At 63.0% G+C, this 24,643-nt stretch carries 21 protein-coding genes; 15 read left to right on the top strand and 6 right to left on the bottom strand.

What is annotated here, in order from left to right; translation table 11 throughout:
• Positions 1-107: 107 nt before the first annotated feature.
• Genes RQ479_RS30510 through RQ479_RS30495 form a run of 4 tightly spaced genes read left to right on the top strand, consistent with a single transcriptional unit; the run spans position 108 to position 6,936 of the window.
• On the top strand, positions 108-1,112 hold the full coding sequence (locus RQ479_RS30510) for a MoxR family ATPase (RefSeq protein WP_352466816.1): 1,005 nt from the start codon (positions 108-110) through the stop codon (positions 1,110-1,112).
• On the top strand, positions 1,112-2,026 hold the full coding sequence (locus RQ479_RS30505) for a DUF58 domain-containing protein (protein ID WP_352466815.1): 915 nt from the start codon (positions 1,112-1,114) through the stop codon (positions 2,024-2,026). Before RQ479_RS30510 ends, RQ479_RS30505 begins: the two co-directional genes overlap by 1 nt.
• Positions 2,023-4,845 (top strand): DUF4159 domain-containing protein, encoded by a 2,823-nt coding sequence (locus RQ479_RS30500; RefSeq protein WP_376703474.1) that lies wholly within the window; start codon positions 2,023-2,025, stop codon positions 4,843-4,845. The genes RQ479_RS30505 and RQ479_RS30500 overlap by 4 nt, the downstream gene beginning before the upstream one ends.
• A gap of 3 nt (positions 4,846-4,848) precedes the next feature.
• Positions 4,849-6,936: a hypothetical protein gene (locus tag RQ479_RS30495; RefSeq protein ID WP_376703473.1), complete on the top strand. Its 2,088-nt coding sequence runs from the start codon at positions 4,849-4,851 to the stop codon at positions 6,934-6,936.
• Positions 6,937-6,976: 40 nt separating this feature from the next.
• On the opposite strand, the gene clpS is transcribed toward RQ479_RS30495, so the two are convergent.
• From clpS to RQ479_RS30480, 3 genes are all read right to left on the bottom strand, one after another.
• Positions 6,977-7,282: an ATP-dependent Clp protease adapter ClpS gene (clpS, locus tag RQ479_RS30490; protein WP_023679498.1), complete on the bottom strand. Its 306-nt coding sequence runs from the start codon at positions 7,280-7,282 to the stop codon at positions 6,977-6,979.
• 256 nt (positions 7,283-7,538) lie between these two features.
• Positions 7,539-7,754 (bottom strand): hypothetical protein, encoded by a 216-nt coding sequence (locus RQ479_RS30485; RefSeq protein ID WP_352713203.1) that lies wholly within the window; start codon positions 7,752-7,754, stop codon positions 7,539-7,541.
• Positions 7,755-7,790: 36 nt separating this feature from the next.
• Complete coding sequence (locus RQ479_RS30480) at positions 7,791-8,135, bottom strand: hypothetical protein (RefSeq protein ID WP_376706049.1); 345 nt, start codon at positions 8,133-8,135, stop codon at positions 7,791-7,793.
• A 237-nt stretch (positions 8,136-8,372) separates the two neighbouring features.
• Here RQ479_RS30480 and RQ479_RS30475 point away from each other — a divergent pair, with 237 nt between their 5' ends.
• Entirely contained in the window at positions 8,373-9,089 is a 717-nt protein-coding gene (locus RQ479_RS30475; protein WP_376703472.1) for a response regulator, read from the top strand.
• Positions 9,086-10,495: an ATP-binding protein gene (locus RQ479_RS30470; protein ID WP_376703471.1), complete on the top strand. Its 1,410-nt coding sequence runs from the start codon at positions 9,086-9,088 to the stop codon at positions 10,493-10,495. Before RQ479_RS30475 ends, RQ479_RS30470 begins: the two co-directional genes overlap by 4 nt.
• Positions 10,496-10,604: 109 nt before the next feature.
• Here the strand turns inward: RQ479_RS30470 and choV are convergent, their stop codons facing one another.
• From choV to RQ479_RS30455, 3 genes are all read right to left on the bottom strand, one after another.
• Entirely contained in the window at positions 10,605-11,786 is a 1,182-nt protein-coding gene (gene choV, locus RQ479_RS30465; RefSeq protein ID WP_352713211.1) for a choline ABC transporter ATP-binding protein, read from the bottom strand.
• Entirely contained in the window at positions 11,783-12,637 is an 855-nt protein-coding gene (gene choW / locus RQ479_RS30460; protein WP_023719230.1) for a choline ABC transporter permease subunit, read from the bottom strand. The genes choV and choW overlap by 4 nt, the downstream gene beginning before the upstream one ends.
• Before the next feature lie 118 nt (positions 12,638-12,755).
• On the bottom strand, positions 12,756-13,691 hold the full coding sequence (locus RQ479_RS30455) for a choline ABC transporter substrate-binding protein (RefSeq protein WP_292660734.1): 936 nt from the start codon (positions 13,689-13,691) through the stop codon (positions 12,756-12,758).
• Positions 13,692-13,928: 237 nt separating this feature from the next.
• Here RQ479_RS30455 and RQ479_RS30450 point away from each other — a divergent pair, with 237 nt between their 5' ends.
• The 9 genes from RQ479_RS30450 (at position 13,929) to RQ479_RS30410 (ending at position 24,582) form a co-directional block, all read left to right on the top strand.
• The gene (locus RQ479_RS30450) at positions 13,929-14,540 is read left to right on the top strand and encodes a thymidine kinase (RefSeq protein WP_352466807.1); all 612 of its coding nucleotides are present in this window, start codon (positions 13,929-13,931) and stop codon (positions 14,538-14,540) included.
• Between the two features lie 138 nt (positions 14,541-14,678).
• Positions 14,679-15,068: a c-type cytochrome gene (locus RQ479_RS30445; protein ID WP_376703470.1), complete on the top strand. Its 390-nt coding sequence runs from the start codon at positions 14,679-14,681 to the stop codon at positions 15,066-15,068.
• Positions 15,069-15,283: 215 nt separating this feature from the next.
• Positions 15,284-16,372, top strand: a complete 1,089-nt coding sequence (locus RQ479_RS30440) for a hypothetical protein (protein ID WP_376703469.1) — start codon at positions 15,284-15,286, stop codon at positions 16,370-16,372.
• Positions 16,373-16,407: 35 nt separating this feature from the next.
• A complete protein-coding gene (locus RQ479_RS30435; RefSeq protein ID WP_352517010.1) occupies positions 16,408-17,553 on the top strand; it encodes a hypothetical protein in 1,146 nt (381 codons plus the stop codon).
• Between the two features lie 23 nt (positions 17,554-17,576).
• Entirely contained in the window at positions 17,577-19,487 is a 1,911-nt protein-coding gene (locus RQ479_RS30430; protein WP_376703468.1) for an AAA family ATPase, read from the top strand.
• A 137-nt stretch (positions 19,488-19,624) separates the two neighbouring features.
• A complete protein-coding gene (locus tag RQ479_RS30425; protein ID WP_376703467.1) occupies positions 19,625-20,041 on the top strand; it encodes an endonuclease domain-containing protein in 417 nt (138 codons plus the stop codon).
• Between the two features lie 109 nt (positions 20,042-20,150).
• A complete protein-coding gene (locus tag RQ479_RS30420; RefSeq protein WP_376703466.1) occupies positions 20,151-21,455 on the top strand; it encodes a DUF6638 family protein in 1,305 nt (434 codons plus the stop codon).
• A 15-nt stretch (positions 21,456-21,470) separates the two neighbouring features.
• Positions 21,471-22,595, top strand: coding sequence for a DUF2333 family protein (locus RQ479_RS30415; protein WP_352517009.1), 1,125 nt, complete (start codon positions 21,471-21,473; stop codon positions 22,593-22,595).
• Positions 22,596-22,902: 307 nt separating this feature from the next.
• Complete coding sequence (locus RQ479_RS30410; RefSeq protein WP_292660714.1) at positions 22,903-24,582, top strand: formate--tetrahydrofolate ligase; 1,680 nt, start codon at positions 22,903-22,905, stop codon at positions 24,580-24,582.
• Positions 24,583-24,643 lie beyond the last annotated feature (61 nt).

The raw sequence follows: 24,643 nt of genomic DNA, 5'->3' as shown, positions 1-24,643 counted from the left end.
AAGTCTGTGATTTAAGTTCATTGCAGGCGCCATGCGAGGCCGAATCGCGGCATTCTGCGGCACCCAAGGTGCCAAGCGGTATTTCCAACCAGAAGGATCGATGCTGCATGAGCGTTATGATCAAGGAAAGCCCGATCAGCGAAAAGGACATGGTGGCACAGGCCGAGAAGGCGCTGGCCGACATTTCGAGAATCCGCGACGGCGTCGGCCGGGTCATCTTCGGCCAGGAAAGTGTCGTCGAGCGCACGCTGGTTGCATTGCTGGCCGGCGGCCATGCACTGCTGGTCGGCGTGCCCGGCCTCGCCAAGACCAAGCTGGTCGAAACGCTGGGCATCGTGCTCGGCCTCGATTCGCGCCGCATCCAGTTCACGCCCGACCTGATGCCATCCGACATTCTCGGCTCAGAAGTGATGGAGCAAGATGAATTCGGCAAGCGTTCGTTCCGCTTCATTTCCGGGCCGATCTTTGCGCAACTGCTGATGGCCGACGAGATCAACCGCGCCTCGCCCCGTACCCAGTCGGCGCTGCTGCAGTCGATGCAGGAATACCACGTCACCATTGCCGGCGTGCGCCATGACCTCCCGTCACCGTTCCATGTTCTCGCGACGCAGAACCCGCTGGAGCAGGAAGGCACCTATCCGCTGCCGGAAGCGCAGCTCGACCGCTTCCTGATGCAGGTCGACATCCTCTACCCCGAGATCGAGGCGGAGCGCCGCATCCTGCTGGAAACCACCGGCATCGAGGATGCCAAGGCTGAAAACGTGCTGCAGCCGGCGCGGCTGAAGGACATCCAGACGCTCATCCGCCGCATGCCGGTGCCTGAAAGCGTCGTCGAGGCGATCCTCAAGCTGGTGCGTTCGGCGCGCCCCGGCCAGGGCAACGCCGATACCGACAAGCACGTCGCCTGGGGCCCAGGCCCGCGCGCCAGTCAGGCGCTGACGCTGTGCGCCCGCGCCCGCGCCCTCTATGACGGCCGGTTGGCGCCGTCGGTCGACGACGTCCGCGCGCTGGCCGAGCCGGTGCTGCAGCACCGCATGGCGCTGACCTTCGCCGCCCGCGCCGAGGGCACCACGGTTCGCGATATTGTGGCGAAGCTCGCGAAAGGGATTTGATGGCGCGCATCGGTGAAGCGCAGGCACCGGCAGCGACGCGCGATGCGCTCGCCAGAGGCCGGTTGCGGGCTTCGTTGGTGCCGGACCTGCTGGTCGAGGCGCGCCGCATCGTCAACACGGTAATTGCCGGCTGGCATGGCCGCCGCAAGCGCGGCATCGGCGAGAATTTCTGGCAGTTCCGGCCCTATGTCGAAGGCGATTCCTCGCGCATCGACTGGCGCCGTTCCGCTCGCGACGACCACACCTATGTCCGCGACCGTGAATGGGAGGCCGCCCATACGGTGTGGCTGTGGGCCGACCCCTCGCCCTCCATGCTCTACAAATCGACCGGAGCCAGCGTTTCCAAGGAATCGCGCGCCCTGGTGCTGGCGCTGGCCATGGCCGAGCTTTTGTCGCGCAGCGGCGAGCGCATTGCCTGGCCGGGCCTGACCGACCCGTTCACCGCCCGCAATGGGGCCGAGCGCATCGCGGCGCAACTGATGCACGCCGCCGACCTGCCGGCAAAGCCCGACCTGTCCGGCATTCGCCGCTTCTGCGACATCGTCCTCGTCAGCGATTTCCTCGACCCGGTCGAGGACACCATGGCCTGGCTGGACGTGCTCGCCCGCCACGGCGTGCGCGCACATCTGATCGAGGTCGCCGATCCGGCCGAGGAAAGCTTCCCCTATGCCGGGCGCACCGAATTCACCGATCCTGAGACCGGCGACAAGCTGACCGCCGGCCGCGCCGAAATGCTGGGCGAGGAATATCGCCTGCTTTATGCCGCCCGCCGCCAGGAACTGGCCGCCTGGTGCAAACGGCTTGGCTGGAGCTTTACCGTCAATCATACCGATCGCCTTGCCTCCGAGGCGCTGGTGCGCATCCATATGGCGATGACCGCCGAGGGCAGCTTTGCCGGGAGGGCCCGCGCATGAGTTGGCTGCCTCTCTCTTTCGGGGCGCCGATGGTGCTGTGGGGCCTGCTGGCGCTGCCGGTGATCTGGTGGCTTCTGCGCCTGACCCCGCCCAGGCCGCAAACCGAAGTGTTTCCGCCGCTCAGGATTCTCGCCCGTGTGCTGAGGCGCGAAGAAACGCCGCAGCAGAGCCCTTGGTGGCTGACGCTGCTCAGGCTGCTGATGGCCGCGCTTATCGTAGCAGCACTTGCCGAACCCGTCTTCAACCCGCGCGAAAAGCTGCCGGCCGAGGGCGCCGCCTTGGCGCTGGTGATCGACAATGACTGGGCAAGTGCCGCCGACTGGGGCAAGCGCGTCGCCACCGCCGAGCGGCTGATCGCCGATGCCAATTCGAACGGCGTGCCGGTGCTCATCGCTTTCACTGCCGAGAAGCCGAATGCCGAGATCGGTCCCTTCGATGCCGCTGCCGCGCTCGACCGGCTGCGCGCGGCAAAGCCGCGGCCGATCCCGACCGACCGCCCCGCCGTCTACGCCCGCGTCGCGTCAGCCTTGGAGTCGCTGCCGGGCGCCAGCGTCGCAGTGCTCGCCGATGGCTTGGCGGCGCAAGGCGACGAAGCCGCCTTCAACACGCTGTTGTCGAAGAATGCGGCACGCGTCGTCTGGGCCGTCTCCGACCGGCTGTCGCTGACCGGCCTGACCGGCGCCGACAACCAGGTCGACGGCTTCGCCCTGACCGCTATCCGCGCACCGGGCGATCCGGCACCTGCACAGGTGACGGCCGGCGCCTTCGACGACAAGGGCCGCCGCATCGCCGACGCGACGCTGACCTTCGCCCCGGGCGGAACCACCGCCACCAGCACGATGGCGGTCCCGTTCGAACTGCGTAACGACTTCGCCTACATCGCGCTCGATGGCGAGCGCCAGGCCGGTGCCGTCCGCGTGCTCGATGAGAGCTCAAAACGCCGCCGCGTCGGGCTGCTGTCGCAGGCCGAGGCCGACCAGGCGCAACCGCTGCTGTCGCCGCTCTACTACATCCGCCGCGCCCTGCAGCCTTTCGCCGATCTCGTCGAGCCGTCGAGCGTCGATCTCGCCGATGCCATCCCGCAACTGCTCGACCAGAAACCGGCGATGATCGTCATGGCCGATGTCGGCACCATTCCGGAACAGGCACGGCGAAGGCTGGTCGACTGGGTCGACAAGGGCGGCACGCTGGTGCGTTTTGCCGGTTCGCGGCTGGCGGCTGCCGGCAATGACGACGATCTGCTGCCGGTCCGGCTGCGTACCGGCGAGCGATCGCTTGGCGGCGCGCTGTCATGGACGGCACCGCAGCCGGTCACTGAATTCCCGAAAACCGGCCCCTTCGCCGACCTCGCGCCGCCCACCGAGGTCACCGTCACCAGGCAGGTGCTGGCCGAACCGACGCCCGACATCGTCGAGCGCACCTGGGCCACGCTTGCCGACGGTACGCCGCTGGTGACCGGGATGAAGAAGGACAAGGGCACCCTCGTGCTGTTCCACGTCACCCCCGAGGCGACGTGGTCCAACCTGCCGATCTCCGGCAGCTTCGTCGAGATGCTGCGGCGCATCGTGCAACTGTCGCGCAACCAGGGCGCGGCGGTCGCCAATGCCGAGGCCGCCGCCACGTCGCTGGCACCCTATCGCATGATCGCCGCCGACGGCACGCTGGTGCCGCCGACGCCCGATGCCAGGCCGCTGGTGCCCGGCGCCGGCCCGCTGCCGGTGACGCTGGAAAACCCGCCCGGCCTCTACGGCTCCGAGACGGGAGTGTTCGCTCACAATCTGCTCGTTGGCGACAGCGCATTCACGCCGCTGGCCCGGCCTGAAATCACCGTGCCGGTCACCACCATCCAGTATGCCTTCGACGAGCAGCGCAACCTCAAAGGTCCGCTGGTCACGGCGGCCCTGGTGCTGATGGTGCTCGACACGCTTGCCGTATTCTGGATGGGCGGCCTGTTGTCGCGCCGGCCGCGCCGTGGCGGCGCTGCGGCGACGGCAGCCGTCCTGCTGATTGCGCTCGGCGCCTTGATTGGCCACGCGGACGTCGCGCGCGCCGATGACGCCAAACCGGAAGATACGGAGGCGATCGGGGACATTTCAAAGACCCGGATCGCCTACGTGCTGACCGGCGAGCCGGGTGTCGATTCGATCAGCCGCGCCGGGCTCGAAGGCCTGGCCCGCTTCCTCATCGAAAAAACCGCGCTCGAACCCGGAGCACCGGCCGGCGTCGACATTTCGAAGGACGAACTGTCCTTCTATCCGCTGATCTACTGGCCGATCGATCCCTCGGCCCCGATGCCCAGCGAGGCCGCCATCGCCCGCATCGACGCCTACATGCAGCAGGGCGGAACTGTCTTGTTCGACACCCGCGACCAGTTCGCCAATGGCATTGGTGCGGATTCGACCAGCCCGGCAACGGAGCGGCTGCGCGACATCCTCGGCAACCTCAACGTGCCACCGCTGGAACCGGTGCCGTCGGACCACGTGCTGACCAAATCCTTCTACATCCTTCCGGAGTTTCCCGGCCGTTTTGCCGGCAGCCCGCTTTGGGTCGAGGCATCGCTTGAAGCCAGCAACACCGAGAACCGCCCGGTGCGCACCGGCGACGGCGTTTCGCCGATCATGATCACCGCCAATGATTTCGCCGGCGCCTGGGCCGTCGACGAGAATGGCGACCCGCTATTGCCGACCGTGCCGTCGGATCCGATGCAGCGCATCTATGCGCTGCGCGCCGGCGTCAACATCATGATGTACATGCTGACCGGCAACTACAAATCCGACCAGGTGCACGTCCCGGTGCTGCTCGAACGGCTGGGGCAATAGGCCATGAACTGGTCACTCGCCTTCGAACCGCTCATCACCTGGCCGCTGCTCGCAGCGGTTGTGGTGCCGCTGCTGCTGCTGGCGCTGGTCGGCGTTTGGTTTCGCCAGCGCGGCGCGGTCTTCCGCCTGGCAGCCCTGATTGCTCTGGCTGCGGCGCTGCTCAATCCGGTGTTCCTCGACGAAGAACGCGAGCCACTGAAAAGCATCGTCGCCGTCGTCGTCGACCGCAGTCAGAGCCAGGATATCGGCGACCGCACCAAGCAGACCGACACGGCATTGGCCGGGCTTCAGCAGCGTCTAGGCCGCTTCAAGCAGTTCGACGTCCGTGTCGTCGAAGCCGGCAAGTCCGAAGCCGCCGACGAGCGCACCGAGACGCGGTTGTTTTCCTCGCTCGAAAATGCTTTCCGCGACGTGCCGCCGTCGCGCATTGGCGGCGCCATCATGATTACCGATGGCGAGGTCCATGACGCGCCACCCGGCGCGCCCGACTTCAATGCCCCGCTGCATGCGCTGATTACCGGCAACGACCATGAAAAAGACCGCCGCATCCGCTTCGAGAATGCGCCGCGTTTCGGCCTCGTCGGCAAGCCGCTCGACATGACCTATCGCGTCATTGCCACCAACAACGAAACCGGCCCGGTCGACGTCCGCGTATCGGTCAATGGCGAGCAGGTATCGGTCGAGCACGCCAACATCGGCCAGGCGATGCCGCTGCAGGTGACCATTCCCAACGCCGGGCGCAACATCGTCGAACTCGCCATCAACCACGAGCCGGGCGAACTTACCGACACCAACAACCGCGCCATCGCGCTGATCGACGGCATCCGCGAAAATCTGCGCGTGCTGCTTGTTTCCGGCGAACCGCATGCAGGCGAGCGCACCTGGCGCAATTTGCTGAAATCCGACGCTTCGGTCGACCTCGTGCACTTCACCATCCTGCGCCCACCGGAAAAGCAGGACGGTACGCCGATCAACGAATTGTCGCTGATCGCCTTCCCGACGCGCGAGTTGTTCGTCGAGAAGATCAAGGATTTCGACCTGATTATCTTCGACCGCTATCAGCACCGCGACGTGCTGCCGATCCTCTATTACGACTACATCTCCGAATATGTCGAAAAAGGCGGCGCGCTGCTAATCGCGGCGGGCCCCGAATACGCCGGCGAAAGCTCGATCGCCCGCACGCCGCTGATGTCGGCGCTGCCGGCAATGCCGACCGGCGAGGTCATCGACAAGGCCTTCTATCCGCGCCTCACCGATACCGGCCAGCGTCATCCAGTAACGCGCGGGCTTGATGGCTCGGCGACCGAGCCGCCGCACTGGAGCCGCTGGTTCCGCACCATCGGCGTCGAGAACCCCGAGGGCGAGGTGGTGATGAAGGGCGCCGACAACCGGCCGCTGCTGCTGCTCGACCGCAAGGGCGAAGGCCGCGTCGGCATGCTTCTGTCCGACCAGGGCTGGCTGTGGGCGCGCGGCTTCGAGGGCGGCGGGCCGCATGTCCAACTCTACCGGCGCATCGCCCACTGGCTGATGAAGGAGCCCGAACTCGAGGAGGAGCGGCTGACCGCCGACGGCCGCGGCATGGTGCTGGAGATCCGCCGCCAGACGATGAGTGACGATCCCGGCCCGGCGCAAGTCATCACGCCGTCCGGCAAGGCACTGATCGTCAGGCTTGAGAAGTCCGAGCCAGGCGTCTTCCTCGGCAGCGTCGAGACCAGCGAAATCGGTCTCTATCAGGTCGGCAATGGCGACCTGACGGCATTGGCCCATGTCGGGCCGGTCAACGCGCCGGAATTCACCGACGTCGTCTCCACCGAAAACCGGCTGAAACCACCGGCTGAGGCAACTGGCGGCAGCGTTCGCCGGCTGGCGCCGGCCTCGACACTTGGCACTCTCACCAGCACGGTCACGCTGCCCTCCGTCGTCCCAGTCCGTTCCTCGGGTGCAGCTTCCGGCAATGACTGGATCGGCCTGCGCACCACTGACGATAGCGTGCTCAAGGCCGTCTCGCGCGTGCCGCTGTTCGGCGGCTTCCTCGGCCTCGGCCTGCTGCTTCTGGCGATGGGCTCGATGTGGTACCGCGAAGGGCGGTAGTTCCCTTCTCTCTCCCTGCAAACGGGGCGAGGGAGGAGCCCTACTCCTCCGGCTCCGTCGTGAACATCAGCGGGTAGCCCTTGGCCTTGCCGGCATCGGTTGCCCGCGCCGCCTTGGTCTCGGCGACATCCCTGGTGAAGACGGCGACAACGCAGACGCCTCGCCGGTGCGCAGTGATCATTATCCTATGCGCCTGGTCTTCACTGAGCTTGAACTCGGCCTTCAGCACCGTCACGACGAACTCGCGCGGCGTGAAATCGTCATTGACCAGGATGACCTTGTAGAGCTTCGGCCGTTCGACCTTCGGCTTCGTGCTGGTACGGGGTTTTGTCGTGATTTCAGGCATTGGACCGGCAATTGCGTACGACAGCTTTGCGGTCATTTTGACATGGGCAAAAGCGGTCGTCCATTCAACCGCGCGCGATCGGCTTCCCGGCGGGCGCAGTTCAAAAGTCCGTGCCTATGTGGGAACTGCCGTCTGGCGTTCAACGGAGGGTGTGGGCCGGGACTGGCCCTATTGTCTGCACGCAACAAAAAGACGACCGCTCCAGGCAAATCGCAACTGGAGCGGTCTTCTCATAGGGTAGAAAGATGTCGCTTGATCAGGCCTTCGGAGCTGCCTTGACCGCGTGCTTCTTGTGCTTCTTGACGGTCTTCTTGGCAGCGACCTTCTTCACGGCCTTGGCCGGCGCAGCGGTCGTCGTTGTCGTCGCAGCCGGGGTGGTGGTCGCGGCATTGGCGCTGCTGGCACCGAGAACCGGCATCGAGAAGGCCAGCGCGATAGCGAGACCGAGGGCGGAGAGCAGGGACTTTTTCATGGCTTCACTTCCTTTTTGTGCAGATCGGATTGAGTGTCACTGAACGGGATCGATCGGTCTCACTCCAAGCAGCTTCAAAGCGTTCGCGAGCATCCGGATTCCCTGTGCCTGTTTCTTGTTGGCGCAGAACCGGTTTCCCTTTCTTTGAAGTGCTTTCGCCGCGGTGACCTGCGTTGCCGCGGCATGGGTTTCGAGGGCTTCGTCAAACTGGCGGTTCAGATCGATGCAACGCTCGCTGCGGGTGGTCGCCACCTTTGCATCGGCCGCCTTTGCATTGGCCACCTTCGCATCGGCCAGTTTTGCGTCGGCTTGTTCAACCGCGGCCGTGACGAGCGAAATGGAAAGCAACGCACCCATCAGACTGATCGAGAACCTTTGCATTGGTCTGTCCGTAATCCCGTAACGCGTGTCGCAGCCGATGACCTGACCGCCACGGCACCACTTATGCCTTTGATTTTTTTCGGTAGTTTTTCCGGATTGTAGAATTTTGTTTCTGGATTGTTTCTGGGCAGCCCGGATCGAGCCGCCGATCTCCACTGGCCAACTTATGGCCTGAATTCTATCGTCTGGCTGACGGCCGAAGCACGGCTTGGGCGATCCACAAATGACAGGTTCCCTGTGAAATCCGACCCCCACATACTGATCGTCGACGACGACGAGGGCATTCGCGACCTGCTTCAGGAATTCTTCCAGAAGCGAGGGCTGCATACATCGGTCGCCGCCGACGGCACCGAGATGGAGACCGTGCTGCGCCGCGCCCAGGTCGACCTGATCGTTCTGGACGTCATGCTGCCCGGCAGGAGCGGGCTGGAGCTCTGCCGCGAGTTGCGCGCCAATTATTCGACACCGATCATCATGCTGACCGCGGTCACCGAGACCACCGACCGCGTCGTCGGCCTGGAGATGGGCGCCGACGACTACGTGCCGAAACCCTTCGATCCGCGCGAGCTGCTCGCACGCATCCGGGCCGTCTTGAGACGCAATGGCGCCGCCGAACCGCGACGCGCCGCCTCGCGGCAGATCTACCATTTCGCCGGCTGGACGATGGACTGTTCGCGCCGCCGGCTGATGGCGCCCGGCGACGTCAGGATCGAGCTGACGATGGCCGAATTCAATCTGCTGCAGACCTTCGTCAAGAGCGCGCAGCGCGTGCTGAGCCGCGAGCAGCTCATTGAGCTGTCCGGCGGCGACAGCGGCTACAGCTTCGACCGCAGCGTCGACATTCTGGTCAGCCGGCTGCGGCGCAAGATGGAGGACGACCCGAAAACGCCGAAGCTGATCCTGACCGTGCGCAGCGGCGGCTACCAGTTCCTGCCTGAGACGACCTCCGAATGAGACGCATTCTGCCGCAAACGCTGCCGGTCTGGGTGCTGCTTATCGTCATCGCCGGCCTGCTGATCAGCCAGATCGCGACCCTCTACATCGTTTCGCGCGACCGTGTCGCCGCCAATGACGTCGTAGATCTCTATCGGCTCAACGACCGCGCCTTCTCGCTGGTACAGCTGATGCATGACGCCACCCCCGAACAGCGCAAGGGGACGGCCTCCGGCCTGTTCAACGCCACTTACGCGCTCACCGTTTCCAGCACGCCAGCTGTTACTTCCTCGATAGCCGGCGACGACGAGCTGGCCGAATTGGAGGACATATTGGTCGGCCGGCTATCGAAGTTCGGCATCACCGACGCGCGGGTCCGCCGCGACCCGGCAACGCACGAAGCCGACGCTCCCGGTGGGACGGTCGCCGGTCCCGATATCGGCCAGGTCGAGCGCGACCTGCTGGTGCTGGCCGCCGATTTCGCCCAGAGCGACAAGCTGACCGCTTCGCTTCGCTTTGCCGACGGCCAATGGCTGAACTTCACCGAACCGAACACACCGGCCGGGCCGATACTGAGCTTCGAGAGCCTGCCGCTCTATGCCTTGATCGCCGGGCTGGTGGTGGCGAGCTCGATCTGGTCGCTGCGGCGGCTGACGGCTCCCTATCGCATGATGGAAACGGCGGTGAAGCGGATCGGCGAGGATCTGAAGAGCCCGCCGATCGCCGAGAGCGGCAGCCGCGAGGTGCGCACCGCGGCAAAGGCGGTCAATGCCATGCAGGCAAGGCTGCGCGCCTATGTCGAGGACCGTGAGCATCTTGCTGCCGCACTGGCGCACGACCTGCGCACGCCGCTGACCAGGATGCGGCTGCGCCTCGAATTGCTCAGGAATTCCATCGTCCGCACCGCGCTGGCGCACGACCTCGCCGACATCGAAGGCATTGCCAGCTCGGTCATCGACTTCGCCACCTTCGAAGTGACAGAGGAAAAGAGCGAGAGGATCGATTTCTGGTCGCTGGTGGAATCGATCGCAGACGGCTTCGAGGAGGTCTCCTTCGACAATGAGTACACGCGCTCGCGCGGCCTGATCTGCGTCGCGCGGCCGGTCGCGCTCCGGCGCTGCGTCACCAACCTCGTCCAGAACGCTGTGACCTATGGCAAGAGGGCGCATCTCAGCCTGCGTCAATCGGACAGGAGCATCACGCTGGCGATCCGCGACGAGGGTCCGGGCATACCGCAGGCCGAGCTCGACGCCGTGTTCGGCTCGTTCGTGCGCCTGGAACAGTCGCGCAACCGCCAAACCGGCGGCCTCGGCCTCGGCCTGACCATCGCCCGCAATATCGCCCGCGGCGCCGGCGGCGAAGTCAGCCTGTCCAATCACCCCGGCGGCGGCCTGCTGTCGGAGTTGCGCCTGCCGCTGGCGGTGTAGAGAGCGGTCGGTAAAACTGCCAGCCTCCCCAACTGTGAGGAGATGTCCGGCAGGACCGCAGGGCGCGAAGAAACGCTACGAGCCGTTTCGTTCTTCCAGAGGAAAACAACTACCTTCGCAGCACCGCGCTCAGCACATCCCTGACGCCGATGGCGCCGACGAAGCGCGACTGGTCGTCGAACAGAGCCACCGGTGCGGTCTGCGACCGATGCATGGCCAGCATCACGGTCTTTAGCGAGGTGCCGGGATTGGCCCAGAACACCTGCGCCGTCTCCTCCGGCTGGGCTTCGACATCGGCGCAGGACACCCATACCGCCGGCTTGCCGTCGCGCTCGGCCGCCGCCACCAGCCCGTGCTCGTCGATCTTGAAGCGCGTCGTCTTGCGCCGGTCGAGCCACACCCAGCCGTCCTCGCCATGCTCGAGGTCGCGACGGTCGCGCATGACGTTCCAGGCGGTCAGCACCGAAAGCGGGTTCACATTGGCGATGAAGTCGCGGACATAGTCGTTGGCAGGCCGCAGCACGATGTCTTCCGGCGCGCCGGTCTGCACGATGCGCCCGCCCTCCATGATGGTGATGTGGGTGCCGATCTTCAGCGCCTCCTCGAGGTCGTGGCTGACGAAGATAATGGTCTTCTTTAGCTCGGCCTGAAGCTGCAGCAACTCGTCCTGCAGCTTGGTCCGGATCAGCGGATCGAGTGCCGAGAACGGCTCGTCCATCAGCAGGATCGGCGCTTCGGTGGCAAAGGCGCGCGCCAGGCCGACGCGCTGCTGCATGCCGCCGGAAAGCTCATGCGCGTATTTCTTCGACCACTGGTCGAGATGGACCAGCCTCAGCTGCCTGTTCACCCGCTCCTTGCGCTCGGCTTCGGGCACCCCGGCGAGTTCGAGGCCGAGGCCGACATTCTCCTCCACCGTGCGCCACGGCAGCAGGCCAAACTGCTGGAACACCATTGCCACCTGTTTCTGCCGGAGCCGCCGAAGCGTCGCCTCGTCGCAGGTGACGACGTCGACCGTACCGTCGCCGTCCTTGACCAGCACCTGACCGCGCGAGACGACGTTCAGCCGGTTGACGGCTCTGAGCAGCGTCGATTTGCCGGAGCCGGAAAGCCCCATCAGCACCGAGATCTCGCCTTCGTTCACGGTGAGGCTGGCGCCGGCGCAGCCCAGCACGTTGCCCGTCTGTTCGAGGATCTCGGCGCGGGTGGCGCCGCTGTCGATCAGCGCCAGCGAGCCTGCCTGGTCGGCGCCGAAGACGATGTCGACATTTCTGAAATCGACGGCGACGGTCATTTCTTGCCTCCCACGCCGATGCGCGTCATCCGGTCGAGCACGATGGCGAGCACGACGATCGCCAGCCCTGCCTCAAGCCCGAGGTCGATCCTGCGCGAACCGAGCGCTCGGTTGATCTCGGTGCCGAGGCCGCCGGCGCCGATCAGGGCGGCGAACACCACCATCGACAGCGACAGCATGATCGATTGGGTCAGCCCAGCCATGATGGTCGGCAGTGCCGAAGGCAGCTCGACCTTCCACAGCAGCTGGCGCTTGGTGGCGCCGAAAGCTTCGCCCGCCTCGACGATCGATTTCGGCACCGAGGTGACGCCTAGATGGGTGAGCCGGACCGAGGTCGGGATGACAAAGATGATGGTGACGATCAGGCCGGGCGCGTTGCCGAGGCCGAACAGGGTCAGCACGGGGATCAGGTAGACGAAGGTCGGCAGCGTCTGCATCAGGTCAAGTACCGGTAGCATGACGCGATAGATCTTCGGTTTGTGCGCGGCCCAGATGCCGAGCGGCACGCCGATGGCCATCGACACGGCGGCGGCGGCAACCACCAGCACCAGCGTCTCCACCGTCTGCTTCCACAGATTCTGGTTGAGGATGAACAGCAAACCGATGAACACCGCCAGGGCCAGGCCTTTCGAGCGCTGCAGGAAATAGGCGAGCAAAGCGATCAGGGCGATCAGCAGAACCGGCGGCAGCAGCAGCAGCCCGTCGACGATGCCGTCGAGCAGGAAGTTGAGGCTGTTGGAAAAAGCCCTGAAGACGGTGTCGAAATTGTCGGTGAGAAAGCCGAAAAACGCCTTCCCCCATGCCCCAATGGGAATCTTGTAACTGACCAGGAATTTGGAGATCGGATCCATCTAGCCCCTCTTCTGCCGGCGCCGTCCTTTGCCGGACGGTCATCTTGTCACAGGATATGAAAAAGGGCAGCCATTTCCACCGTGGCTGCCCCTTGTCTCGTCATGCCAGATGGTCGGGTCAGCTTCCGAGCGCCGTTTTCACCGCAGCCGCCGCATCGCCGCCGTCGAAGGTGGTGACGCCGGCGATCCAGGGAGCGACCGCGTCCGGGTGTTTCTTCAGCCAGTCGGTCGCGACCGTATTGGCGTCGCCGCCCTTCAGGATCGCGTCCATCATCTCGCCTTCCATGTCCAGGTTGAACTTCAGGTTGGCGATGAACTTGCCGGCATTGGGGCATTCGCTCATATAGCCCTTGCGTACATTGGTATGCACGGTGGCAGCGCCAAAGCCGCTATCTCCCATCCCCTCGAGATAGGTGATCTTCATGGCGCCCATCACCGGATGCGGCGTCCAGCCGAGGAAGGCAATCCATTCATTGTTCTTCATCGACTGCTCGGCCTGGGTGAGCATGCCGGCCTCGGAAGATTCGACCAGTTCGAAGCCTTCGAGATTGGTCTTCGGATCCTTGATCATGTCGAGGATGATGCGGTTGCCGTCATTGCCGGCCTCGATACCGTAGATCTTGCCGTCGAACTTGTCCTTGAACTTGCCGAGATCGGTCAGCGTCTTGACACCGGCATCGGCGACATAGGTCGGAACGACGATACCGTAGCCGGCACCGCTGAGATTTTCGCTGACGGTCTCGACCGAGCCTTCGGCGGCATAGTCCTTGATGTCGTTGGTCATCGACGGCATCCAGTTTCCGAGGAACACGTCGAGATCTTTGTTCTTCAGGGACGCATAGGTCACCGGCACCGAAAGCTGGATCACCTGCGGCTCGTAGCCGAGCGCCGTGAGCAGCACCGAGGCGACGCCGGTGGTCGCCTGGATGTCGGTCCAGCCGACATCGGAGAGACGCACCGTCTTGCAGCTTTCCGGATCGCCGGCGAAGGCCCCAGTCGTGGATAGAAAAGCCGCCAGGCCGAGGCCGGCGACGAATGAACTCATACGCGACATGAAAATTCTCCCATTTCAGTTCTCGGTGAAGTGAAGCGACGGTTTTATCTCCGCCTTGTCACGTCAGCCAAACATCATTCTGCTGCGGTTTCAAGCACTAAGGCAATCACGAACAACGGCGCAGGCTGGCCGATCAGCGACACGCCCGCCGCTTTCCGGATGGAAGTCGCCTTTTCCCCGGTGGAATGTAGGCGCTCCCCCTCCCCGCTTTGTTGCAACTCGGCTTAAAAGGACGGCATGGCCAAACTGTACTTCCACTATGCGACGATGAATGCCGGCAAGACGACGATGCTGTTGCAGGCCTCGTACAATTACCGCGAGCGCGGCATGACGACGATGCTGTTCATCGCCGGCCACTACCGCAAGGGCGATACCGGGCTGATCTCGTCGCGCATCGGCCTGGAGACGGAAGCCGAGATGTTCCGCGACGGCGACGATCTGTTTGCCCGGGTCGCCGAGCATCACGACCACGCCACGGTCCATTGCGTCTTCGTCGACGAGGCGCAATTCCTAGAAGAGGAGCAAGTCTGGCAACTCGCCCGCATCGCCGACCGGCTGAACATCCCTGTCATGTGCTACGGCCTGCGCACCGATTTCCAAGGCAAGCTGTTTTCCGGCTCGCGCGCCCTGCTGGCGATCGCCGACGACCTGCGCGAGGTGCGCACCATCTGCCGTTGCGGCCGCAAGGCGACGATGGTGGTACGCCTCGGCGCCGACGGCAAAGTGGCGAAACAGGGCGAACAGGTGGCGATCGGCAAGGACGTCTATGTCTCGCTCTGCCGCCGCCATTGGGAAGAAGAAATGGGCCGCGCCGTGCCCGACGATTTCATCGGCTTCACCAAAACCTGACCAGCGCTATTTGTTTCATCCGGCCTTGATTTGGCGCACGCCGAACAGCTTGAAACAGCAATCGTTTCCGCCATCATGCGGCCTTTGTTAAGCGTGCCGCCTATTTTGATCCGCAGCCAGAGCCGTCGGGGAGTTCTTATGCTTCGAGCCATTTCGTCTGCCGCTGCTTTCCTCATCGCCGGCGCTCTTGCCGCGCATGCCGACGGCGATGCCGCTCTCGGCAAGAAAGTCTTCAACAGATGCATGGCCTGTCACGAGGCAACGAGCGACCGCGACAAGGTCGGCCCGCATCTGCTGGGTGTCGTCGGCCGCACCGCCGGCACCGCGGACAGTTATCTCAGCCGCTACTCGCAGGGGATGAAGGACGCCGGCGCCGCCGGCCTGGTCTGGGACGAAGCAAACCTTGCCGAATACCTGCGCGCGCCGCGGCAGAAGGTCACCGGCAACAAAATGGCCTTCTCGGGCCTGACCAGCGACGACGACATCGCCAACGTCATCGCCTATCTCAAGGCCGATCCCAAGCCCTGAGCGTCGCTCCCGAGCTAAAGTCCAGCCGCGGTTGAAGCGGTGTCTGACCGGACGGCAGTTACACCGTAATCATTGCCTGACTATCCTGCGGTCGGCCTCCTGAAATTCTTTTGTTTTCCTGTAATCCCATGTCTTCCGTCTTTCATTCGCCAAACCCGGCACATATATTCGCGGCGGTTTGCGAAACGAAACGGATGCCGAAGCGGGAGGCCCCAATGGCGACATTGCAGAATTTCGATGCCGAGATTGCCAAGACCAAGCAGGTCGTGGAGGACATGCGCACCAAGATCGAGCAGTCCGGTACCGTGCTCGACACGCTCGCCACCGCCGACAAGAAGATCGGCGACGCCAATTTCGATATCGAGAATGCCCGCATCGAGGATGTGCTGAAGCAGCAGAAGGTGATGGAAGGCAATATCGCCGACCTGATCATCGGCCTCGAGGACGCCACCAACGTCTTCGGCGCCGAATTCGAGAGCATGAAGAACTACACCGGCTGGGAAAGTTTCGTCGGCGTCTTCTCCAGCCAGCGCAAGCAGCGCATGCGCACCGACCGCGTCCGCAACATGTCGCTGGCCGGCAATTTGCAGGAGCTGCTGGCGAAATCCGACACCATCGTCGGCATCCTCAAGGCACAGAAGCAGGTCCTCGACACGCGTTACAAGACTTCCGAGGCCAGCCTGTCGCAGGTGATCGAGCGCCGCAAGACCACCATGTCCAATCTCGAGACCGTGCAGAAGCGCATCGAGGAACTCAACCCGATGCTGCTCGACATCGAGAACAAGATCGCCGCCTCGACCAGCCAGAAGGAGCGCACGCAGCTTGAGGGCGAACGCTCGAAACTGGCCACGGAATACAACGAGAAGCAGGCCAAGGAACAAGAATTGCTGGCCGAAAGCCAGACGCTGGAGCGCTACACCTCGATGTTCCAGACCTTCGTCGATTCGCTCAACAACCAGATCGCGGCGCAATCGACGCTGATCAACAAACTGACCATCGATACCGAGCAGCGCATCGTGCTCTACAAGGCCTTGGAAGATTCGCTGAAGACCGCCGCCCAACAGGATGTCGCCCACAAGATCAACACGCTGGGCAGCCAGGTCGATAACACCGCCGAAGAGACCATGGCCGGCATTGGTGCTGCCTCGCAGAAGCACATTGGCGATCTGCTTGAAATGCACGAGAAGAACATGGTCGCCACCGCCGACATCCAGCGCCGCAAGAAGCTCGCGGACGATGCCTTCGCCCGCCGCTTCGACGATGTGATGAAGAAGCACAATTCGGCAAATTACGTTCAGTCGTAATTGCTGCACGTGCACTGCTCCCAAGGGCTGGCAGCATGACCCCCGAAAACGAAGCCGCGGCGCGCTATTTCTCGGCGATCGCGGCGGCACTTGGCGGCCTCGAAGTGTTCATGCGCGACGATCGCTCGCCGCTCTACCGGCACGGCATCGTCGCCAAGGTCGTCGCCGAATATATTGCGCGGCTCGACAAGTCGTTCTCGTGCTGGCGCAACCGGCTGGGCTTCACCGAGACGTTCCGCATCTCGCGCGCCGAAAGCGGTTTCCCGGTCTTCCAGAACCTGCTCGAGTTGGAGAACGACCGGCTCCAGGCCGATGCGCGCCTCGCCAATCTCCCGCTGGCCGTCGAGCTGCGCGAGGAAATGGCGGACTTCATCCTGCGCCACAAGGAATTCCCCGAAGCGCTGCAGAAGTCGATGGCCGAGCGGCTTTACCTCGAGGATGTCAAGAGCGAGACCACCTTCGGCCCGTTCACGCTGGCCCAGACGGTCAAGGTATCGGTCAATCCGAAGACGTTGCGGCCCTATTATCTGGTCCACTGGGCCTGCTTCGACGGCAGCGCCAACCTGCCGCTTGTCTATATGGTGACGGTCGAGGATTCCTCGGACGACATGATCCGGCAGCTTGTCGACTCCAGCGGCAAACTTAATGAGAGGGTCGACATTCCGCTGCCGGTCGACGGCTTGCTCAATCCCGAGCTTGCCCACCGTTTTGACGATTTTACTGAGAAGAATTCCGCCTACGCGCTGTCGCCGGCGACCATCGCGGTCAACCTCGACAAGGATTTCGAGCCGCTGCATCCCAAGCAGCTGCGTCGCGTCGTGCTCGGCCCGTTCTATTCTGCAGGGATTACCGACAACAATTCGACGGTGAGCGAAGTGCTGGCCAAGGTCCGCAAGCCGGAAAACGCCTGGCTGCTGACCTGGACCATCCAGGAGGTCTTTTCCAAGGCCGAAAAGCCAGGCCGCAAGGGGCTGTTTTCGAGCGAAAAGACGACGCAGGAATTCTTCATCAATACCGACGATCTCGAGGCCGCGCGGCAAGGCGTGTCGAGCTATGAGAACCATGCGCTGATCCCGCACGAGGCCTATCAGGCGCTCTATGCCGCCGGCGAGGCGCAGAAGATCTTTTCGGGCTACAAGGTCCACATCCTGTCCAAAGGGCAGGTCATCAGCGACGTCTGACGTCAAATCGCGGAGCATCCTCCATGGACACCGGCCTGACCACCATCCCGGAAGCGGCAATTGAAAAGCACCGCGCCACTGCGCAGAGCTTCATCACCCGCATCGTCGTGCTGGAAGACCCGTCGCGCGAGTCCGGCACCGCGCTTGCCGGCACCAACCGCCGCTTCGTCTCGACCGTCTCGGTCGGCTCGGTGCGCCGCACGCGCGAGGTCGAGCTCGCCAAAACCGTCGCCGCCGTCCATTCCGACGACCAGTTGCTGACCATCCCGCAGCACACGCTGTTGTTTCGCACCCGGCGCGGCACAGCGATAGCGCTGGCCATATCGGATGTCTTCGCCGAGGGCTCGGACCTCGAAAGCCTGCAGGCGAAAAACGCCCGCGCGCCGCTCGAAGGCGATGAAGCTGCCACCTTCAAGAAGCTGCTGTCGGCCTCTGCCTACATCTCCGCCTTCAGCCTTGCCTCCTATTTGTTCCAGCTGATCGACAGCGACGGCGAGGCGCCGAACGACACGCCCGAGCCGGACTTTCTGTTCGACACGCCACAGGATGCGGTCAAGTCGATCGTGGCCGGGCTCGACAGGGCGATAGCAGGTTCGAAGGACGATGCCGACCTGATGACCCGCGCCCGCGCCTTTGCCCGCGTCGCCATCGACGGGCTGTTGGCGCGAAAGGGCCGCTTCGACGGCATCGGTCCGTTCGAGAACGCGCATATCCGCATCGACGTCGACGATTTTACCCTTGACGGTTTCGACGTCGCGCCGGGTAAGCGGGCAAAGCCGCTGGTGATGACCTTCAAAAAACCGGAAGAGGTCGTCGGCAACCACATCGCCAAGTACCAGTCGGTCAAGCTTGCCAAGATGCTGATGGCCTACGATTTCGAACGCGAGCTGAACCCGTTCGTCGAGCTCGGCGGCTTCCTGTTTACTTTCATCGGCGACGGCGCGCCCGGCACCGGCAAGACAACCTTGATCCAGATGATCGCCGGCCTCCTCAACGGCTACTGCCAGGTCGCCGGCTATCCCTTCGCCTACGAGAATTTCGGCGTCGACCAGATCTCCTCCTACCAGGGCAAGTCCGGCCAGAACTGCCGCCAGTTCATCAACAATGTGCTGAACCCGCGCGTCATCGGCTTCGGCACCATCGACGATATCGACCAGGTGGCGGCACGTCGCTCCGACGATCGCGCCTCGGCCGGCCAGCAGGAAATCACCGGTGTGCTTATGGACGCCTTTGGAGGTGCAGCGACCGTGGTGCGCGGCAACTGCTCCTTCGGCATGTTCTCCAACTATCCCGCAAATGTCGACGACGCGCTGCGCCAGCGCGCCGGTGCCCGCTGGCTGGTCGACGGCCCGCAGAGCCGCGACGACTACATCGACATCTTCGTCCTGCTCGCCGGCAAGAACCACAAGATCCCGCTCGGCGACCACAAGCTCTATGCGGCGCAAGAGATCCAGCGCGCCGTGATGGAAGCTTACGAGGAGCATGAGAAGCCGCAGGAGGACGGGTTGATGAAGGTCTATGAGCGCTACATGAAGGAAAACGGCGCGCCGAAGACGATGGCCGACATCGGCACTTATCTGCACATGATCAAGGATGCCGAGCCGCGCTTTACCGGCCGCGCCATCAAGAACGTCACCGACGCCATCAAGATGCGCGCCATGGACATCGAATTGCCCGACGAATGGTTCGAAAAGCCGGAAGCCTTCATGCACAAGGGTTACGACGACAAGAAAGCCATGATCGAGGAACTGCGCGGGCCATTCTCGATGGACATGGTCATGCAGGAGATCAACCGCTACGCGGATTCCGAATTCCGCTATTCCGACAAGTCCGACGATGCGGCGGTGACCAAGATGATCCGCGACACCCGTCTGCGGGAGCGTGCGGTGCGTGAGATCGAGGAGATGAAGAAGAAAGGGCTGTGGAATGCGTGATCTTCCTTCTCGCCGGATAACACTGTTTCCGGTGCGATGCATAAGCTCCCACAGCAACGCTGGAAGACGTGGCTCAAACGCTGACGCCCCCCTCTCCCCGTTCTTCACGGGGAGAGGGTAAGGGTGAGGGGCAGCGCATGCGTGGGCCAGAAATAGACACAACCAAGCGCGCAAGGCGCCTGCGTCAATCCGACAACGATGCAGAAACCGCGCTCTGGATGGAGTTCCGCGACCGCAGGCTGAACGGCCATAAATTCGTACGGCAATTGCCGATAGGCTCTTACTTCGTCGATTTCGCCTGCAGAGACTGCCAGCTCGTCGTCGAAGTCGATTGCAATCAGCATGTCGGCAGCCAATATGATCGAATCCGGGATCGCTTCATTGTCTCCGATGGCTGGTCCATCCTTCGCTTTTGGAATGTAGACGTATTGAAGGAGCGGGAAGCCGTCCTTGAAACAGTAGTGGCTGCGATTGAAGGGCGCCTCGAACGCCATATCGAAACGCATGATCTTCGATTTATCGCCGCCAAAGGCTATGGAGAGACATGTCCTTGACCGTTTGCGCTGCCCCTCACCCTTACCCTCTCCCCGTGAAGAACGGGGAGAGGGGGGCGTCAGCGTTGGAGCTCGGTCATCCAGCGCAAGATCCGTTGGGACTACGCGCATGAGCCCCGCCAAGAAGCCCGATCTGCTGCGCGACAACGAGCTGATCTACGGCCGGCTGCTGACGATCGACGAGCCGCACCTGATCCAGCGCTACAACAAGGCGATGGTCGCGTTCGGCTTGAAGCCGACCAAGTTGAAAAGCTTCGAGATCGATCGCACTGGCTTCTCGCCGCAGGTCGCCGAGGAATGCGGCGACTACAGCTACCTCGATCCTAACGAGGTCAACCGCCGCTTTATCATCCTGACGCCGTCGCAGATCGACCTGCCGGTGGTGCACACGGCTTTCTCCAACACCTCGCTGCTGATGTACGAATTCATGTCCAAGAACCAGCGCGCCATCGATGCGCTGACGATCAAGGACGTCATCTACGGCGAGATCGAGGATTCGGTTCCCAAGGTCGACGACATCGAGGACCTGCTGTCGATCAACCAGGTCGAATTCAAGGTGCTGTCGGCCGAGGATGTGCTCGGCAAGGCCGCCGAACTCGGCAAGCTGGTCGACCGGCTGAAGCAGGAGCCGGATGCCTGGCGCGACAACGCCATGCTGGCCCACATGGTCGAGCTAGCGAAGATCTGCGGCGACATCCGCGAGAATGCGCTGGTGCCGGACCAGGTGATCTTCCGCCACAACGCCTACTGGACCAGCCATTTCGGCGGTCTCTATGTGTTCGTCGATCCGGACGTGACGACGGTGATCAGCGACCCGGCAGCGCCGGGTTTCCGCCGTTCGCGGCCCTGGCAGGTGAGCTACCTTTCGATCCACGACGCCGACAAGGTATTCAAGTTCCTCGCCTCGACCGGCCGCATCGAGTTGCCGCGCGCCTCATGGATCGAAACCTCAGGTTATCTCGAGCATCGCGCCGAAATGGTGGTGCGCGCGCTGATCCGCGACGCCGAGCCCGACCGCAATCTGACCGACGTCGATAAGGTCTGGCTGCAGACCTGGATCCACGGCCACGCCGATCTGATCACCAGGGACGGCAATTTTCCCTTCCTCAACGCCGCCAAGCGCGAGATCGCCCAACTCGGCCATCTCAAGATCGAGGATGTGTTTCCGCAGCAGCGCTTCCTGGTCATCCGCGCCAAGCCGGACCATCCCGACGCCTGGCTGACCAACCAGCTGATCTCGGACTTCGTGCCGCAGGACTTCGTTTCGCGTTACGTCTTCAACAAGCCGGGCTTCTACACGGATTATGACGGCTTCAGCGACGCTTGGCGATCGCATGTTGTGGACGTTCTGAAAACCACATATTTGAAGGACAAGGTGGCGTTTCGCACACGCCTCTACGGCTTGACTGACTGAGGGGGTGACATCGCCATGCTTGATCCGATTGTGAATTTCTTCACCCGGATTTTCCAGTGGATTGGCCGCGGCATCGGCCTGCTCATCGGTGCGATCCTGTGGCCGTTCCTGTGGGCGGGGCGCTGGTACACGCAACGCGGCTGGATCCTGAAGGCGGTGCTCGGCCTGGCTGTCCTCATGCTGATCGGCCTCTACGTCAATTTCTTCTACGCCACCCAGTGGTGGAACAATTTCGACCCGAATTACGTCGACAAATACACGTTCGAAAAACGCAACAGCTCCGCCGGTGAACAGGTTTCCGCCGGCGCCGGCACCGACACGGCCAAGACCTGCGGAAATTCAGCCATTGCCCAGGTTGCTGCCGACCTGACCGACTTCAACGTCAACCAGAATGCCTGGGTGTCGTCGATGATCCTCTACAAGCTCGGTCTGTTCGGCATCGACTGGGACCACACGCCGTTCATGGACAACAAGGCTTCGTTCCAGCGCGGCATCAACCAAGCGGTGCGGCGCACGGCGACCGAGCTTGCCGATAATCTCGGCCGCGTCCGCACCACCTCGCAGATCGACGCCGACCTGCAGGACGCCCGCGGCAATCTGCAGTTCGATGAGGAAACCTGGTATTTCGGCTTGAACCCGTTCGGGCCCAAGACGCCGACGCCGAGCTATTATCGCGACGCGGTGCGCAAGCTGCGTTCCTTCAACGCCCGCCTCGCAGCCTGCCAGGCGACGTTCGATGCCCGCGCCGACAATCTCAAGCAGTATATCGACCGCATTTCGTCCGATATCGGTTCGACCTCGGCGATCCTCAAGGAGCGTGCCGAAAACCACAATAATGGCTGGTTCGACACTCGCGCCGACGACCGCTTCTGGTTCGCCTATGGCCAGCTCTATGCCTATTACGGGCTGATGAAGGGCGCACAGGCCGACTTCGAGGACGTCATCAAGGAAAAGCACCTGCAGAACCTGTGGGATACGATGGACGCGCAATTCGTCTCGGCGCTGCGCATCCAGCCCTTCATCATCGCCAATGGCCGCGAGGACGGCTGGCTGTTGCCGACACACCTGACGACGATGGGTTTTTACATACTGAGGGTGCGCTCGAACATGGTCGAGATCAGCAACGTGCTGACGCAGTAGCGGATCGTGCCGCACAGCCGGCGCTGGTGAATTTGCGCCGTTGCTTCTGTCGCTTTTCGCGTATTAGGCGGCTGTTTTGAGACGGCGGAACCGCGCCTGCTCTGGCTTCTATACGGCGCTGCAACCGGCGCAAAAAGAACCTGTAGCAGCGCAGCCGGGCGCAGAGATATTTTCTTCGCAGGAAACATAGTTGCATGAAAGTTGACGCCGCGGCAGCGACAGAGGTAGAACATGCCTGCGCCTGCAATGCCGGGCTGTTCTTGCGACCATACTAGTCAAATCCGTCCAATTCAGAGGGAAGCCGTCCATGGCCGAAGTGAAGTCCGACATCGAGATCGCGCGCGGCGCCAGGAAGAAGCAGATCCAGGAGATCGGCCAGAAGATCGGCATTCCGAGCGAACATCTTTTGCCCTACGGCCACGACAAGGCGAAGATCTCGGCCGAGTTCATCAAGTCGGTGAAGGGCAACAAGGACGGCAAGCTGATCCTCGTTACCGCCATCAACCCGACACCGGCCGGCGAAGGCAAGACGACGACGACGGTGGGCTTGGGCGACGGCCTCAACCGCATCGGCAAGAAGGCCATCGTCTGCATCCGCGAGGCTTCGCTCGGACCGAATTTCGGCGTCAAGGGCGGTGCCGCTGGCGGCGGCTACGCGCAGGTCGTGCCGATGGAGGACATGAATCTCCACTTCACCGGCGATTTCCATGCCATCACCACCGCTCACAATCTGCTGTCGGCGCTGATCGACAACCACATCTACTGGGGCAACGAGCTCGGCATCGATACCCGCCGCGTCGTCTGGCGCCGCGTCATGGACATGAACGACCGGTCGCTGCGCGAGATCATCTGTTCGCTCGGCGGCGTCGCCAACGGTTTCCCGCGCGAGGCCGGTTTCGACATCACAGTCGCCTCGGAAGTCATGGCCATTCTGTGCCTGTCGACGGACCTGAAGGACCTGGAAAAGCGCCTCGGCGACATCATCGTCGCCTATCGCCGCGACAAGTCGGCCGTCTATGCCCGCGACCTCAAGGCCGACGGCGCGATGGCCGTACTCTTGAAGGACGCCATGCAGCCCAATCTCGTACAGACGCTGGAGAACAACCCGGCTTTCGTCCATGGCGGCCCCTTCGCCAACATCGCGCATGGCTGCAACTCCGTCGTTGCCACCACGACGGCGCTGAAGCTTGCCGATTACGTCGTCACCGAAGCCGGTTTCGGCGCCGATCTCGGTGCCGAAAAGTTCTTCGACATCAAATGCCGCAAGGCCGGCCTAAGGCCCGCCGCCGCGGTCATCGTCGCCACGGTTCGCGCCATGAAGATGAATGGCGGCGTCAAGAAGGAGGACCTAGGCAAGGAGAACGTCGAGGCGGTCAAGAAGGGCTGCGCCAATCTCGGCCGTCATATCGAGAACATCCGCCAGTTCGGTGTGCCGGCCGTGGTCGCCATCAACCATTTCTACTCCGACACCGACGCAGAGATCCAGGCGATGAAGGACTATGTCGCCTCGATGGGCGAAGAAGCGATCCTGTGCAAGCACTGGGCTCAGGGATCGGCCGGCATCGAGGAACTGGCCAAAAGAGTCGTGGCGTTGGCCGAATCCGGCGCGTCGCAATTCGCCCCGCTCTATCCCGACGCCATGCCGCTGTTCGAGAAGATCAACACCATCGTCCAGCGCATCTATCGCGGTTCCGAAGCGATCGCCGACAAATCGGTGCGCGACCAACTCCACGCCTGGGAGCACGCCGGCTACGGTCATTTGCCGGTCTGCATGGCCAAGACGCAATATTCCTTCTCCACCGATCCGAATCTGCGCGGCGCGCCGACCGGCCACACCGTGCCGGTGCGCGAGGTCAGGCTGTCTGCCGGCGCCGGCTTCGTCGTCATCATCTGCGGCGAGGTGATGACCATGCCCGGCCTGCCCAAAGCGCCATCCTCGGAAAAGATTTTCCTGAACGAAATGGGCCAGATCGAAGGCCTGTTCTAGGGATAATCAAAGCTTGAACGGCAAAGGGCGCCGCAACGCTGCGGCGCCCTTCTGCCTGTTC

This window comes from Mesorhizobium sp. ISC25, assembly GCF_042295465.1.
GTDB lineage: Bacteria > Pseudomonadota > Alphaproteobacteria > Rhizobiales > Rhizobiaceae > Mesorhizobium.
The sequence above is the reverse complement of the archived record's forward strand: the minus strand, read 5'-3'. Positions and strand labels throughout refer to the sequence as shown.

Coding starts and splice junctions, on each gene's coding strand:
- RQ479_RS30410 (WP_292660714.1), top strand. CDS start 22,903: ATGGCCGAAGTGAAGTCCGACATCGAGATCGCGCGCGGCGCCAGGAAG.
- RQ479_RS30510 (WP_352466816.1), top strand. CDS start 108: ATGAGCGTTATGATCAAGGAAAGCCCGATCAGCGAAAAGGACATGGTG.
- RQ479_RS30430 (WP_376703468.1), top strand. CDS start 17,577: ATGGACACCGGCCTGACCACCATCCCGGAAGCGGCAATTGAAAAGCAC.
- clpS (WP_023679498.1), bottom strand. CDS start 7,282: ATGCCTGAAATCACGACAAAACCCCGTACCAGCACGAAGCCGAAGGTC.
- RQ479_RS30415 (WP_352517009.1), top strand. CDS start 21,471: ATGCTTGATCCGATTGTGAATTTCTTCACCCGGATTTTCCAGTGGATT.
- RQ479_RS30455 (WP_292660734.1), bottom strand. CDS start 13,691: ATGTCGCGTATGAGTTCATTCGTCGCCGGCCTCGGCCTGGCGGCTTTT.
- RQ479_RS30435 (WP_352517010.1), top strand. CDS start 16,408: ATGACCCCCGAAAACGAAGCCGCGGCGCGCTATTTCTCGGCGATCGCG.
- RQ479_RS30480 (WP_376706049.1), bottom strand. CDS start 8,135: ATGCAAAGGTTCTCGATCAGTCTGATGGGTGCGTTGCTTTCCATTTCG.
- RQ479_RS30450 (WP_352466807.1), top strand. CDS start 13,929: ATGGCCAAACTGTACTTCCACTATGCGACGATGAATGCCGGCAAGACG.
- RQ479_RS30485 (WP_352713203.1), bottom strand. CDS start 7,754: ATGAAAAAGTCCCTGCTCTCCGCCCTCGGTCTCGCTATCGCGCTGGCC.
- RQ479_RS30420 (WP_376703466.1), top strand. CDS start 20,151: ATGAGCCCCGCCAAGAAGCCCGATCTGCTGCGCGACAACGAGCTGATC.
- RQ479_RS30440 (WP_376703469.1), top strand. CDS start 15,284: ATGGCGACATTGCAGAATTTCGATGCCGAGATTGCCAAGACCAAGCAG.
- RQ479_RS30500 (WP_376703474.1), top strand. CDS start 2,023: ATGAGTTGGCTGCCTCTCTCTTTCGGGGCGCCGATGGTGCTGTGGGGC.
- choW (WP_023719230.1), bottom strand. CDS start 12,637: ATGGATCCGATCTCCAAATTCCTGGTCAGTTACAAGATTCCCATTGGG.
- RQ479_RS30445 (WP_376703470.1), top strand. CDS start 14,679: ATGCTTCGAGCCATTTCGTCTGCCGCTGCTTTCCTCATCGCCGGCGCT.
- RQ479_RS30505 (WP_352466815.1), top strand. CDS start 1,112: ATGGCGCGCATCGGTGAAGCGCAGGCACCGGCAGCGACGCGCGATGCG.
- RQ479_RS30495 (WP_376703473.1), top strand. CDS start 4,849: ATGAACTGGTCACTCGCCTTCGAACCGCTCATCACCTGGCCGCTGCTC.
- RQ479_RS30470 (WP_376703471.1), top strand. CDS start 9,086: ATGAGACGCATTCTGCCGCAAACGCTGCCGGTCTGGGTGCTGCTTATC.
- RQ479_RS30425 (WP_376703467.1), top strand. CDS start 19,625: ATGCGTGGGCCAGAAATAGACACAACCAAGCGCGCAAGGCGCCTGCGT.
- choV (WP_352713211.1), bottom strand. CDS start 11,786: ATGACCGTCGCCGTCGATTTCAGAAATGTCGACATCGTCTTCGGCGCC.